Origin of the sequence: Rhizobium sp. CC-YZS058, assembly GCF_034720595.1 — a bacterium.
Taxonomy (GTDB): domain Bacteria; phylum Pseudomonadota; class Alphaproteobacteria; order Rhizobiales; family Rhizobiaceae; genus Ferranicluibacter.
Genome location: NZ_JAYESJ010000001.1, coordinates 313687 through 326356 on the forward strand (window position 1 = coordinate 313687; position 12670 = coordinate 326356).

14 protein-coding genes are annotated in these 12670 nt (G+C 64.3%); 7 read left to right on the forward strand and 7 right to left on the reverse strand.

Translation table 11 applies throughout. The features are described from left to right. Nucleotides 1-18: 18 nt before the first annotated feature. Nucleotides 19-741, reverse strand: coding sequence for a pentapeptide repeat-containing protein (locus U8330_RS01525; protein ID WP_416236791.1), 723 nt, complete (start codon nucleotides 739-741; stop codon nucleotides 19-21). A 158-nt stretch (nucleotides 742-899) separates the two neighbouring features. Beyond that, nucleotides 900-1643, reverse strand: coding sequence for a type 1 glutamine amidotransferase (locus U8330_RS01530; RefSeq protein ID WP_323107083.1), 744 nt, complete (start codon nucleotides 1641-1643; stop codon nucleotides 900-902). A 177-nt stretch (nucleotides 1644-1820) separates the two neighbouring features. On the opposite strand from U8330_RS01530, the gene rbfA reads away from it, so the two are divergent. The 6 genes from rbfA (at nucleotide 1821) to U8330_RS01560 (ending at nucleotide 7863) form a co-directional block, all read left to right on the forward strand. After that, nucleotides 1821-2225 carry a 30S ribosome-binding factor RbfA gene (rbfA, locus tag U8330_RS01535; protein WP_323103389.1) on the forward strand — a complete coding sequence of 135 codons (405 nt, stop codon included), beginning with the start codon at nucleotides 1821-1823 and terminating at the stop codon, nucleotides 2223-2225. A gap of 60 nt (nucleotides 2226-2285) precedes the next feature. Continuing rightward, complete coding sequence (truB, locus tag U8330_RS01540; protein WP_323103390.1) at nucleotides 2286-3221, forward strand: tRNA pseudouridine(55) synthase TruB; 936 nt, start codon at nucleotides 2286-2288, stop codon at nucleotides 3219-3221. A 193-nt stretch (nucleotides 3222-3414) separates the two neighbouring features. Then, complete coding sequence (gene rpsO, locus U8330_RS01545; RefSeq protein WP_323103391.1) at nucleotides 3415-3684, forward strand: 30S ribosomal protein S15; 270 nt, start codon at nucleotides 3415-3417, stop codon at nucleotides 3682-3684. A gap of 323 nt (nucleotides 3685-4007) precedes the next feature. Beyond that, nucleotides 4008-6149, forward strand: a complete 2142-nt coding sequence (gene pnp, locus U8330_RS01550; RefSeq protein WP_323103392.1) for a polyribonucleotide nucleotidyltransferase — start codon at nucleotides 4008-4010, stop codon at nucleotides 6147-6149. Between the two features lie 126 nt (nucleotides 6150-6275). Further along, nucleotides 6276-7292 carry a class I SAM-dependent methyltransferase gene (locus tag U8330_RS01555; RefSeq protein WP_323103393.1) on the forward strand — a complete coding sequence of 339 codons (1017 nt, stop codon included), beginning with the start codon at nucleotides 6276-6278 and terminating at the stop codon, nucleotides 7290-7292. Nucleotides 7293-7302: 10 nt separating this feature from the next. Then, nucleotides 7303-7863, forward strand: coding sequence for a hypothetical protein (locus tag U8330_RS01560; RefSeq protein ID WP_323103394.1), 561 nt, complete (start codon nucleotides 7303-7305; stop codon nucleotides 7861-7863). Between the two features lie 8 nt (nucleotides 7864-7871). Here the strand turns inward: U8330_RS01560 and fabI are convergent, their stop codons facing one another. From fabI to fabA, 3 genes are read right to left on the reverse strand one after another with little or no spacing between them, the layout of a single operon-like run. Then, nucleotides 7872-8678, reverse strand: coding sequence for an enoyl-ACP reductase FabI (fabI, locus tag U8330_RS01565; RefSeq protein ID WP_323103395.1), 807 nt, complete (start codon nucleotides 8676-8678; stop codon nucleotides 7872-7874). A gap of 7 nt (nucleotides 8679-8685) precedes the next feature. Then, on the reverse strand, nucleotides 8686-9909 hold the full coding sequence (fabB, locus tag U8330_RS01570) for a beta-ketoacyl-ACP synthase I (RefSeq protein ID WP_323103396.1): 1224 nt from the start codon (nucleotides 9907-9909) through the stop codon (nucleotides 8686-8688). 49 nt (nucleotides 9910-9958) lie between these two features. Continuing rightward, nucleotides 9959-10474 carry a 3-hydroxyacyl-[acyl-carrier-protein] dehydratase FabA gene (gene fabA / locus U8330_RS01575; protein ID WP_323103397.1) on the reverse strand — a complete coding sequence of 172 codons (516 nt, stop codon included), beginning with the start codon at nucleotides 10472-10474 and terminating at the stop codon, nucleotides 9959-9961. Nucleotides 10475-10793: 319 nt separating this feature from the next. Between fabA and irrA the strand changes: the two genes are divergently transcribed. After that, a complete protein-coding gene (irrA, locus tag U8330_RS01580; protein ID WP_323103398.1) occupies nucleotides 10794-11213 on the forward strand; it encodes an iron response transcriptional regulator IrrA in 420 nt (139 codons plus the stop codon). A 19-nt stretch (nucleotides 11214-11232) separates the two neighbouring features. Here irrA and U8330_RS01585 read toward each other — a convergent pair whose 3' ends face one another. Continuing rightward, nucleotides 11233-11868: a trimeric intracellular cation channel family protein gene (locus U8330_RS01585; RefSeq protein ID WP_323103399.1), complete on the reverse strand. Its 636-nt coding sequence runs from the start codon at nucleotides 11866-11868 to the stop codon at nucleotides 11233-11235. 13 nt (nucleotides 11869-11881) lie between these two features. Then, nucleotides 11882-12667, reverse strand: a complete 786-nt coding sequence (locus U8330_RS01590) for a YdcF family protein (protein WP_323103400.1) — start codon at nucleotides 12665-12667, stop codon at nucleotides 11882-11884. Between the last annotated feature and the right edge of the window lie 3 nt (nucleotides 12668-12670).

Consider the following 12670-nt stretch of genomic DNA (forward strand, 5'->3'; position numbering starts at 1 on the left):
TCACTCCTCGAGATTGCCTCACGGGCTTTCGGCATCTTCCTTGTGGCAGGGCCAGGTCTCCGGGATGGTGAGGCCCGGCGGCAGTTTGGTCTCCGCATTGCCGCAGGAAAGCGCCACCTGATCCTGAGTGAGACCAGTAGCCGCAGACAGGTCGAGGCCTTCGATCCGGGTCAGGAACAGGAACGCCTTGCTGAAATCGATCGGTCCGTCGAAGGTCGCCCCGCTGAGCCGGGCGCGGGAAAGATTGGTCAGCGAAAAGCGCGCCCCGGTCAGCACCGCCTTGTCGAAGACCACGCGGGAGAGTTCCGCCTTCTCGAAATCGGCCCTGGTCAGGTCCGCGCCGGTGAAGTCGGCGCGTTGCAATTCGGCCCCCACGAAGGAGGCGCCTTCTGCCTTGATGTCCTTGAAGCTGGCGCGATAGGCCTCGATGCGCGCAAAGACCGTGCCCTTTGCAGTGGCACCCGCAAGCCAGGTGCGCAGCAGGCGCGCCTTCTCCAGGTTGGCGCCGGAGAGATCGGAGCCGGACAGATCGGTCAGCGACAGGTCGGCCGATTTCAGATTGGCCTTGTCCAGCTGACTGGAGCTCAGCATCAGGCTGGTCTTGCTGCAGCCGCTCCAGTCGAGCGCGGAAGCCGGCGTGGCGTTGCAATCGGCAGCCGCAGCCGGCAGCGCCGTCACCGCGGCACACAGCACGACAACCGCGGACAGGCCGAAGCGAAACAGGCGAGAGGTCGAGATCAACAGGCGCTCCTCCATCGGGCCGGCCGAGACTGCGCCAGCTCCTTCTTCTCTCTCAAGAATAGGGTGGCGAAGGCCATCCGGCAACGCGCAGCCGCCGAAGCCTCTGCGTCGCAAAGGCTCTCGGCTGGTGACGTTTCTGGTCGCACGGTTGTTTTCCCTCAGGCCGCGCGCGTCTCGCCTGCGGTCTCCGGTAGATCGCGTCTGCGAATCTGCTGCACCCAGGCGCGGGCGAGCGCAAGGCCCGCCGCCTCGGCTTCGGCGCCGAAGCGGGCTTCCAGTGCCGCCGATCCGGCAAGCCAGCTCGGGTCGATCCGGTCGATCTGATCGGCATAGAGGCTCTTCCACTCGGCAACCACGGCCCTCCCGGCCTCGAAATGGAACTGCATGCCATAGGACGCCCGGCCGATGCGAAATGCCTGATTGGCCGTCGTCTCGTTTTCCGCCAGATGCACGGCGCCGGGCGGCAGGCTGAAGGTGTCGGCATGCCATTGGAAAATCGGGAAGGATCGGCCCGCCGTGGCGAGAACGGGGTCACACCGCCCCTCCTCGGTCAGCCGGATCTCCTGCCAGCCGAATTCCCGCGCCACGCCGAGCCGGTTCTGTGCCCCATGGGCGCGGGCGAGGATCTGGCTGCCGAGGCAGATGCCGAGCACCGCCCGATCCCTCTCCCCGAACCGCGCCATCAGCACTGCAAGGTCCGGCAGATAGGGAAAGAGCGCATCGTCGAGCGCGCTCTGCTCTCCGCCGAGCACCACCAGGGCATCGTGCTCGTCCGGTCCTTCGGGCAAAGCGTCGCCAAGATAGGCCTTGCGGATATCGAGCGTCCCGCCCGCTTCGTTCAGCGCCGTGCCGACGAGACCGAGCATCGAATGGGGCATGTTTTCAACGACGAGGACGTGCATGGCGGCTCCGGGAATGATGGTGAAGATGATCATGTCCGGCCGCGCGCCTCAAGCTCGTCTTTGGCGGCAAACCGGCTTTTTCCGGCTTTCGCCTTGACCTTTGAGGCCGAAAAGGGCATTGCACCGCCTCAATTGCGGCCGGGCCCCGGGCCTGAGCGCGCGCAAAACGGATCGATCATGAGCAAACCGACCTCCTCGGCTCCCTCGCAGCGCATGTTGCGGGTGGGGGAACAAGTCCGCGCCGCCCTGACGCAGGTGCTGCAGCGTGGAGAGGTGCGCGATCCGCTGATCGAGACGACGGTGATTTCGATCTCGGAAGTGCGCATGTCGCCCGATCTCAAGATCGCGACTGCCTTCGTGACGCCGCTCGGCGTCAGCGATCACGAGGCGACCGTCGAGGCGCTCAATCGCAATGCCAAGTTCATTCGCGGCCGCCTGAGCCCGCATCTCCGGCAGATGAAATATATGCCCGAAGTGCGCTTCCGCGACGATACGAGCTTCGACAACTACAAGAAGATCGATGCGCTGCTGCGCTCGCCCGATGTGGCGCGCGACCTGGACGCGGGCGAGGACGAGGCCTGAGGCCTGCCTCCGCCCTTCGAGACACGATCAAACCCTGGCAAGAACCTGGACTAGAAGACGATGGGAAAACCGCGCAAGCCGAAAGGGCGCCCGGTCTCGGGCTGGCTCATTCTCGACAAGCCGCTCGATTTCGGCTCGACCGAGGCTGTCTCCAAGATCAAATGGCTGTTCAAGGCCCAGAAGGCCGGCCATGCCGGCACCTTGGATCCGCTCGCCTCCGGCATGCTGCCGATCGCGCTTGGCGATGCCACGAAGACCGTGCCCTATGTGATGGACGGCCGAAAGATCTATGAGTTCACCGTCGCCTGGGGCGAGGAGCGGACGACGGACGATCTGGAGGGCGAGGCTGTCAAGACCTCCGATCGCCGTCCGGGCGAGGAAGAGATCCGTGCGCTTCTCCCGCGCTACACCGGTGTCATCTCGCAGATCCCGCCGCAATTTTCCGCCATCAAGATCGACGGCGAGCGGGCCTATGATCTGGCGCGCGAGGGGGAGACGCTCGATATCCCGGCCCGCGAAGTCGAAGTGTTCCGTCTGACCTTGCTCGGCTGCACGCCCAATCTCGCGCATTTCGAAATTGAATGCGGCAAGGGCACCTATGTGCGGTCCATGGCGCGCGACCTCGGTCGCGATCTCGGCTGCTACGGGCATATTGCTTCGCTGCGCCGCTCCTTCGTCGCCCCCTTCGCCGAGGAGCGCATGGTGCCGCTTTCGGCCCTGACGGCGCTCGAGAAGATCGAGGACGAAGCCGACCGTCTGGCCGCGCTCGACGCTCACCTGATCGACACCGGGGAAGCGCTCTCCTCCCTGCCGCATATCGCGGTTTCGGAAGACCAGGCGCACCGGCTGCGCATGGGCAACCCCATCATCCTGCGCGGGCGGGATGCGCCGCTGGCCGAGCCCGAAGCCTATGCCACCGCGCGTGGCAAGCTGGTGGCGATCGGCGAAATCGGCGAGGGCGAGTTCCGTCCCAAGCGCGTCTTTAACGCGGAGTAGCAGGAGCACCGGCGGTTCTACCAAGGTAAGCCCGCCGGAACGCCTCTTTTCTTTTGGCTGCAGATGCTCTATAGGCACCGCCAGCACGGGAACCGGCTCTTGCCGCCATGTTCCCTTTGCTCTTCAAGGCCCCAGCTGAACGACATCTCGGCTGCCGGCGTCCCGAAATCCTCAGACATAGAAAGGATCACCGATGTCGATCACCGCAGAACGCAAGGCAGAGCTGATCAAGCAGTATGCAACCGCCGAAGGCGACACCGGTTCCCCGGAAGTCCAGGTGGCCATCCTCACCGAGCGGATCAACAATCTGACCGAACACTTCAAGGGCCACAAGAAGGACAACCACTCGCGTCGTGGCCTTCTCACCATGGTGTCCAGCCGCCGTTCGCTTCTTGATTATCTCAAGAAGAAGGACGAAGGTCGCTACACCGCGCTGATCGGCGCCCTCGGCATTCGCCGCTAAGACCAATCCCGGCGGGCTCCTTGCTGCAAGGACGCCCGCCGTTTTCTTTTAACGGCGTGGTTTCTCACGCCCGCCACGAAGCGAGGCCCGATCGGGGCCTTGGCAGAAACGTCTTCCAGCAGGCCGGATGGGCCGGACTGCGGATCAACCTGGACCTCTCATGGGGCAGGATTGCCGGATGCTTCCGCGCCGAACGGCGCGGTGACGCGAAGCCTCCCGCTGTCTTGCCCGTGATTGTGTCGCACCTGGCGAAGCAACGCCGCCTGCGCCGCCCCTGAAAGACGAGCAGCGCACCCCGCGTTCCGCCACTGCAAGGACAGAACATGTTCGATACCCACAGCGTCGAAATCGAATGGGCCGGCCGGCCGCTGAAGCTTGAGACGGGCAAGATCGCCCGCCAGGCCGATGGCGCCGTGCTCGCCACCTATGGTGAAACGGTCGTTCTCGCCACCGTCGTCTCGGCCAAGTCGCCGAAGCCGGGCCAGGACTTCTTCCCGCTTACCGTCAACTACCAGGAAAAGACCTACGCCGCCGGCAAGATCCCGGGTGGCTACTTCAAGCGCGAAGGTCGTCCGTCGGAGAACGAGACTCTGGTCTCGCGCCTGATCGACCGTCCGATCCGTCCGCTCTTCCCGGAAGGCTACAAGAACGACACCCAGGTCGTCGTCACCGTCGTCCAGCACGATCTCGAGAACAATCCCGACATCCTGTCGATGGTTGCCACCTCGGCAGCGCTGACGCTCTCCGGCGTTCCCTTCATGGGCCCGGTCGGCGGCGCGCGCGTCGGCTACATCAACGGCGAGTATGTTCTCAACCCGCATCTCGACGAGATGGACGAGTCGAGCCTCGACCTCGTCGTTGCCGGCACGCAGGACGCCGTGCTGATGGTCGAGTCGGAAGCCAAGGAACTGAACGAAGACGTGATGCTCGGCGCCGTCATGTTCGGCCACAAGGGCTTCCAGCCGGTGATCGACGCGATCATCAAGCTCGCCGAAGTGGCCGCCAAGGAGCCGCGCGAATTCGAGCCGGAAGACCATTCTGCTCTTGAAGCCGAAATGCTGCAGCATTTCGAAGCCGAGCTGCGCGATGCCTACAAGATCACCCAGAAGGCCGATCGTTACGCCGCCGTCGACGCGGTAAAGGCCAAGGTCAAGGCGCATTTCTTCCCGGAAGGTCAGGAACCGCGCTACACGGCGGAAGTCATCGGCGCCACCTTCAAGCATCTCCAGGCCAAGATCGTTCGCTGGAACATCCTCGACACCAAGAGCCGCATCGACGGCCGTGATCTCGAGACCGTCCGTCCGATCGTGTCCGAAGTCGGCATCCTGCCGCGCACCCATGGTTCGGCACTGTTCACCCGCGGCGAAACGCAGGCGATCGTCGTTGCCACGCTCGGCACCGGCGAAGACGAACAATATGTCGACAGCCTGACGGGCATGTACAAGGAGCGCTTCCTGCTCCATTACAACTTCCCGCCCTATTCCGTCGGTGAAACCGGCCGCATGGGCTCCCCGGGCCGCCGTGAAATCGGCCATGGCAAGCTCGCCTGGCGCGCCATCCGCCCGATGCTGCCGAGCCCGGAACAGTTCCCCTACACGCTGCGCGTCGTTTCGGAAATCACCGAGTCCAACGGCTCGTCCTCCATGGCCACCGTCTGCGGCACCTCGCTGGCGCTCATGGATGCGGGCGTTCCGCTCGCCAAGCCGGTTGCCGGCATCGCCATGGGCCTGATCCTCGAAGGCGAACGCTTTGCCGTTCTCTCCGACATTCTGGGTGACGAAGATCACCTCGGCGACATGGACTTCAAGGTCGCCGGCACCGCCGACGGCATCACCTCGCTGCAGATGGACATCAAGATCGCCGGCATCACCGAGGAGATCATGAAGGTTGCGCTGAGCCAGGCGCAGGGTGGTCGCAAGCACATCCTCGGCGAAATGGCCAATGCCATCACCGAAGGCCGCGCCCAGCTCGGCGAATTCGCGCCGCGCATCGAGGTCATGCAGATCCCGGTCGACAAGATCCGCGAAGTCATCGGCTCCGGCGGCAAGGTCATCCGCGAAATCGTCGAGAAGACCGGCGCCAAGGTCAACATCGAGGACGACGGCACGATCAAGATCGCTTCCTCCTCCGGCAAGGAGATCGAAGCGGCCCGCAAGTGGATCCACTCGATCGTCGCCGAGCCGGAAGTCGGCCAGATCTATGAGGGCACGGTCGTCAAGGCCGCAGATTTCGGCGCCTTCGTCAACTTCTTCGGCCCCCGCGACGGTCTGGTCCATATCTCGCAGCTCGCCCAGGAGCGCGTCTCCAAGACCACCGACGTGGTCAAGGAAGGCGACAAGGTCTGGGTCAAGCTGATGGGCTTCGACGAGCGCGGCAAGGTTCGCCTGTCCATGAAGGTCGTCGACCAGGCGACCGGCAAGGAAATCGCCCAGGACAAGAAGGCCGAAGGCGACGCTGCCGAGTAAGCCGAAAGAGTTCTTGAGGACGGAGGGCGCGGAGCGGATCGTTCCGCGCCCTTTTTTGATGGTTCGAACGTGTATGGGCTTGAGGCGGACCACCCGCGCGCCCACCCGAAAAGAGGCATGGAGCCCATGAGCCGAGACAGTGTGAAAACCCTGTTCCACCCCTTTGACAGCGGCGTGCTGGCCGCGCCAGGCGAAGGAGAGCGCGTGCTCTTTCTCGGCGCCGAGGCGGGATATCGCCTGCCGCAGGAGTTTGCGGCGACGCTCGCCTGTGTCCAGCCGGACCGGCCCGCCTATCGTGCCCTCGTCTCGGCCGGCGCCAGCGTGACGCCCTTTCCGGAAGGAGAGGACTACGCCGCCACCCTCATTCTCTGCGGCAAGCACCGCGGCGAGAACGAGAACCTGATTGCCGAAGCCCTGAAGCGCACGCGCATCGGCGGGTTGATCCTGGTTGCGGGCACCAAGGAAGACGGCATCCAGTCGCTGCGCAAGCGGTTCGCCGCGCTCGACTGGGGCGGCGACAGCATGCCGAAATATCACGGTGTCGTCTTCTGGTTCGCCCGGCCGGAAGATCCGAGCGCGGAGATCGCCCGCTTCGCCGCCAAGCCCGTGCGTGTCGAAGAACGCTTCGATGCCGCACCCGGCATGTTCTCGCATGACCGGATCGATCCCGGCTCCGAGCTGCTCGTCTCCCGCTTGCCGACCGACTTCACCGGCCATGCGGCAGATTTCGGCGCCGGCTACGGCTATCTCTCCGTCATGCTTGCCGAACGCGCGCCGGGGCTGAAGGGTATTGATCTGTTCGAGTCAGATTACAATTCGCTGGAGGCGGCCCGCGGCAATCTCAAGGCGCTTGCGCCGGATGTGGCCACCCGCTTCTACTGGCAGGACCTGACGGCGGAAGCCCCGCGCGACCATTACGACCTGATCGTGATGAACCCGCCCTTCCACGAAACCCAGGCCGCCGATCCGGCACTCGGCCAGGCTATGATCCGCATGGCCGCCAGGAGCCTCAAGCAGGGCGGGCGCCTGATGATGGTCGCCAATCGCGGCCTGCCCTATGAGCCGGTCATGAACGAGCTCTTCCGCGAGTGGGGCGAAACCTGCAGGAATGCGCGCTTCAAGGTGCTGTGGGGACGACGCTAGGAGCCTGACCATGAGCGAGCGCGATCCGCTCATCATCGCCGATGCCGGTCCGCTGATCCGGCTTGCAGCCGCCGGGTTGCTCGACGCCATTCGGCTGACCAACCGCCGCGTCGTCATGGTCGATCGGATCGAGGAGGAGGTCTGCGGAGATCTCGCCAAGCCGTTCGCTAAGGACATCGCGGACTGGCTTGGGCGGATGGCACCGGCCGTGGAGCGCGTCGAGACGCTGGAAGGACTTGCGATCTCAGCGCTGCGGGAGCGGCCGGACCAGGCCGACAGGCTCAAGAAGGCTCTTCGCAACAGCGGTGAGCGGGCTATCCGCGAATATGTGGAAGCGATCGAGCCGGAGGATGCTGGGGAAGCTCTGATCCTTTATGAGGATGGCGCCGTGCCAAATCTCATGGCAGCGGCCATGGTTCCCATGACGCTGGTGACAACGCGCGCCTTCGTGCGGGATTTGGCGGAACGCGGCGATAACCGCGATGCGCTCGACGCCCTGGAAGCCGTTCCCTACGCGCTCAAACCCGCGATCCGAACGATCATAGAGCCGAACAGCGCCGTTGGCGACTGAGCCTTGGCTCAGCCGTCATCCGCATTCCGCAGGGTTTCCAGCACCGGCATCGAGGTGATGTTGTAGCCGGAGTCCACATAATGGATTTCGCCGGTGACGCCGCTGGCAAGCGGCGAGAGCAGATAGAGCGCGGCGTTTCCGACGTCCTCGATGGTGACGGTGCGGCGCATCGGCGAGTTCTTCTGCTGCCAGGAGAGCATGGCGCGCGCATCCGAAATGCCGGCGCCGGCCAGCGTGCGGATCGGACCGGCCGAAATCGCGTTGACGCGCAGCCCGCGCGGGCCGTAATCGGCGGCGAGGTAGCGCACGGAAGCCTCGAGCGCGGCCTTTGCGACACCCATCACGTTGTAATTCGGCATGACGCGCATGGAACCATTATAGGTCAGCGTCAGCATGGCCCCGCCGGGGTTCATCATCTCTGCCGCCCGCTTGGCGATCTCGGTGAAGGAGAAGCAGGAGATGACCATCGTGCGGCTGAAGTTCTCGCGCGAGGTGTCGGCGTAAAGACCCTTCAGCTCGTTCTTGTCGGAGAAACCGATGGCATGAACGATGAAATCGAGCGTGCCCCAGCGCTCCTTCAGCGTTTCGATGACGCTGTCGACGGAAGCCAGGTCCTCGACATCGCAGGGCAGAAGGATGTCGGAGTTCACCTCGGCGGCAAGCGGCTTCACACGCTTTCCGAGCGCTTCGCCCTGATAGGTGAAGGCGAGGTCCGCGCCTTCGCGCGCCAGCGCCTGGGAAATGCCCCAGGCGATCGAATGGCTGTTGGCGACGCCCATGATGAGGCCGCGCTTGCCTGACATGATCCCGGTCATGGACGCCTCACCCGTTGTAGCGCTGGAAGACGAGCGTGGCGTTGGTGCCGCCGAAGCCGAAGGAATTGGACAGAACCGTATCGATCTTGGCATTGTCGATGCGCTCGCGCACGATCGGCACGCCGGCAAATTCCGGGTCGAGCTCGGTAATATGGGCGCTCTCGCCGATGAAGCGCTCCTTCATCATCAGCAGCGCATAGATCGATTCCTGCACGCCGGCGGCACCCAGCGAATGGCCGGTCAGCGACTTGGTCGATTGGATCGGCGGGATCTTGTCGCCGAACACCTCGCGGATCGCGCCGATTTCCTTGCTATCCCCGACCGGGGTCGAGGTGCCGTGGGTGTTGATATAGTCGATCTCGCCCTTCACCGTGGCAAGTGCCTGGCGCATGCAGCGGATCGCGCCTTCGCCGGAGGGGGCCACCATGTCGTAGCCGTCCGAGGTGGCGCCATAGCCGGTCAGCTCGGCATAGATGGTCGCGCCGCGCGCCTTGGCATGTTCCAGCTCCTCGAGAACCAGAACGCCGGCGCCACCGGCAATCACGAAGCCGTCGCGCGAAACGTCATAGGCGCGCGATGCGGTGGCCGGCGTGTCGTTGTATTTGGACGACATGGCGCCCATGGCGTCGAAGAGGTTCGACATGGTCCAGTCGAGATCTTCGTGCCCGCCGGCAAACATCACATCCTGCTTGCCCCACTGGATCATTTCGGCCGCGTTGCCGATGCAATGGGCGGAGGTGGAGCAGGCCGAGGAGATGGAATAGTTCACGCCGTGGATCTTGAACCAGGTCGCAAGCGTCGCCGAAGCGGTCGAGGACATGGCCTTCGGCACGGCGAAGGGGCCGATCCGCTTTGGGCTGTTGTTCTTGATGGTGATCTCCGCGGCCTCGATCAGCGTGCGCGTCGAGGGGCCGCCGGAGCCCATGATGATGCCGGTGCGCTCATTGCCGGAAATGTCGCTCTCTTCCAGGCCGGAATCGGCGATCGCCTGCTTCATGGCGACATGGTTCCATGCGCCGCCCTGGGACAGGAAACGGGCCGCGCGGCGATCCACAAGGTCGGTCGTGTCGAGGTTCGGCGCGCCCCAGACCTGGCAGCGGAAGCCGTGCTCGGCGAAATCATTCGAGAAGCTGATGCCGGAGCGCGCATCGCGCAAGGACTGCGTGACCTCCTGAGCGTCGTTTCCGATCGAGGACACGATGCCGAGACCCGTGACAACTACCCGTCTCATATGACTGACCTTTTCTCAAATCTGGCGGAAGGGGCGGGCGCGGCCGCGCTCAGGCCGCCTTTTCCTGAAACAGACCGACACGCAGGTCGGTTGCCTTATAGATGGTTTCGCCGTCCGCCTTCATCCAGCCATCGGCAATGCCAAGGACCAGGCGGCCGCGCATCACGCGCTTGAAGTCGATGCCGTATTCGACCAGCTTGGTCTTGGGCGTCACCATGCCGGTGAACTTCACCTCGCCGGTGGAGAGCGCGCGGCCCTTGCCGGGCTCGCCCAGCCAGCCGAGGAAGAAGCCGGTCAACTGCCACATGGCATCGAGGCCAAGGCAGCCGGGCATCACGGGGTCGCCATGGAAATGGCACGGGAAGAACCAGAGATCCGGCGTGATATCGAACTCGGCGCGAACGAAGCCCTTGTCGTGCGGGCCGCCGGTTTCGGAGATCTCGGTAATCCGGTTGAACATCAGCATGGGCGGGAGCGGCAGCTGCGCATTGCCGGGACCGAACATCTCGCCCCGGGCACAGGTCAGGATCTCTTCATAGCCGAAGCTGGATTGTCTCGTCGTCATGAACCTCTGGTGTCCCCGCTATCACATATGGGCCGGTCTGGCTCGGGATGCCTTGTCAGGCTCTGCGTCCGGCACGTGTCCCTGCCTGTCAACGCCCTTTGCCACCCTGCTTTTCCGCAGTCGCATAGCGCATGGCAGGCCAATCGACCAGCGCTATTCGCTGATTTGCTGCTTTTTCGGCCCTGCAACACTGTTCGCGGCCGGCCTCCAGCCCAAACTATTGAAACACTTCTCGGCAAAAGTTATATCGACATTGACAGTCAACTTAACAAGAGCAGCCCGCTCGATGACGAGCAGAGCCGGAGAGCACCGCGGATCCATGACGCAAGCAGCTGACATGCGGACGGAAGATCGCCTGCGCCGCTTCGGCCTTCGGCCGACGCGCCAGCGCCTGGCGCTGGCCGGGCTGATTTTCGCCAAGGGCGACCGTCATCTGACCGTCGAGGAACTGCATGAGGAAGCGGTGGCCGCCGGCGTGCCCGTCTCGCTCGCCACCGTCTACAACACGCTGCACCAGTTCACCGAAGCTGGCATCATCCGCGTGCTTTCGGTGGAAAGCGCCCGCACCTATTTCGACACCAATGTTTCCGACCATCATCACTTTTTCGTGGAGGGCGAGAACGAGGTGCTGGATATCCCGGTCAACAACATCACCATCGGCAATCTCCCGGAACCCCCGGAGGGGCTCGAGATCGCCCATGTCGACGTGGTCATCCGCCTCCGGCCCAAGCGCTGGTAAGACCGGCCAGGCCTTCACCTTACAGCACATCCTTTGGGTCCCGCCCGGGACCGGCCTTGCCTGAAGGCAAAGTCCAGCCGAACACCAGCGCGCCGCCACGCACTGCAAAGGCGGTGAGCACGCCGAGGCCAGAGGCAAAGGCTGGCGGCAGGCCAAGCCAGGTGGCCGCGACATAGGCGCCGGCGCCCGCCAGCGCAGCGGTTACGTAGATTTCCGGCCGCAGCAGTACGGATGGTTCCCCGGCAAGCAGATCGCGCAGCACGCCGCCGAAGGTGGCAGTCAGCATGCCGGTCACCAGCGCCACGACCGGCGAGCCCGTGGCCGCCAGCCCCTTTGCCGCTCCCATGACACAATAGGCCGAGAGCCCGGCGGCATCGAGCCAGACCAGTGTGCGGTAGCGCGAATCGAGCCGATGGGAGGAGAAGAACACCAGCACGCCGACCGTGCCGCAGATCACCAGATAGGCGGGATTGGTCACCCAGAACACCGGTGTCTGGCCGAGAATCACATCGCGCAGCGTCCCGCCGCCGATGCCGGTGACCGAGGCGAGGAAGATGTAACCGATGATGTCGAGCTCGCGCCGCGAGGCCGAGAGGGCCCCTGTGGCGGCAAAGACCGCAACGCCGGCATAATCGAGAATGTCGAGGATCGTCACGAGAGCCGTTCCCTCACTGCGGAAAGAGCGCGCTGGTTCGCCCGGCGGCGTAATAGGCGATCAGCCCGATCCATTCGCGGACCGCTGTCGTCGTCAGCTGGGCATTGAGTGCCGGCTGCGTAAAGTCGAACCCAAACGAGGCGCGGCCGCTTGTCCTGTAATCGGTCGGCCAGGGCGTCACGGCGATTTCGAGCTTGCGAAACAGGCCAATCGCCCGCGGCATATGGAAGGCCGAGGTCAGGAGAAGACAATCGTCGATGCCGGCTTGGCTCAGGACCTCGCGCGTATTGGCGGCATTCTCGAAGGTGGTGCGCGATGCGGCCTCGCGGATCAGGCGGTCGGCTTCGATGCCGAAAGTCGGGAAAAAGCGTTGCGCTGCCTCGGCATCGCCCTCGTAATCGCCGCTGAGCGAGCCATCGCCGCCGGAAACCAGAATGCGCGCCGCTGGAAAGGCGCGGGCCAGACGCAGCGCCTCCACGAAACGGTCGGCCGCCTGGTTGAACTCGATCCCGCCGCGCGTCGCCATCACCTCATTTTCAAAGGCGCCGCCGAGGACGATCAGGCAGGAAACGGCGTCCGGCATGGGCGGACGGGCAAAGCGATCCTCGAGCCGCTGCAGCAGCACCGAGCCTGTGGTGGTGAACAGCGTGACGAACAGCAGCAAGGCCGCCACCCCGCTGAAGGCCAGCCCGAGCCTTTGAAAGCCCGACAGCCCGAAGGCCAAAGCGGCGGCCACGAGCGCGAAGGCGAGCGACAGCGGCTGGGCGAACAGCCAGAAAATCTTGGAAAGAAGGAACATCGA

Bases quoted from the DNA above. Each gene is read 5' to 3' on its own strand.
- fabA (WP_323103397.1), bottom strand. From the start codon at position 10,474: ATGACGACGAGACAATCCAGCTTCGGCTATGAAGAGATCCTGACCTGT.
- rbfA (WP_323103389.1), top strand. From the start codon at position 1,821: ATGAGCAAACCGACCTCCTCGGCTCCCTCGCAGCGCATGTTGCGGGTG.
- truB (WP_323103390.1), top strand. From the start codon at position 2,286: ATGGGAAAACCGCGCAAGCCGAAAGGGCGCCCGGTCTCGGGCTGGCTC.
- U8330_RS01590 (WP_323103400.1), bottom strand. From the start codon at position 12,667: ATGTTCCTTCTTTCCAAGATTTTCTGGCTGTTCGCCCAGCCGCTGTCG.
- pnp (WP_323103392.1), top strand. From the start codon at position 4,008: ATGTTCGATACCCACAGCGTCGAAATCGAATGGGCCGGCCGGCCGCTG.
- U8330_RS01560 (WP_323103394.1), top strand. From the start codon at position 7,303: ATGAGCGAGCGCGATCCGCTCATCATCGCCGATGCCGGTCCGCTGATC.
- fabB (WP_323103396.1), bottom strand. From the start codon at position 9,909: ATGAGACGGGTAGTTGTCACGGGTCTCGGCATCGTGTCCTCGATCGGA.
- U8330_RS01555 (WP_323103393.1), top strand. From the start codon at position 6,276: ATGAGCCGAGACAGTGTGAAAACCCTGTTCCACCCCTTTGACAGCGGC.
- rpsO (WP_323103391.1), top strand. From the start codon at position 3,415: ATGTCGATCACCGCAGAACGCAAGGCAGAGCTGATCAAGCAGTATGCA.
- U8330_RS01530 (WP_323107083.1), bottom strand. From the start codon at position 1,643: ATGCACGTCCTCGTCGTTGAAAACATGCCCCATTCGATGCTCGGTCTC.
- fabI (WP_323103395.1), bottom strand. From the start codon at position 8,678: ATGACCGGGATCATGTCAGGCAAGCGCGGCCTCATCATGGGCGTCGCC.
- irrA (WP_323103398.1), top strand. From the start codon at position 10,794: ATGACGCAAGCAGCTGACATGCGGACGGAAGATCGCCTGCGCCGCTTC.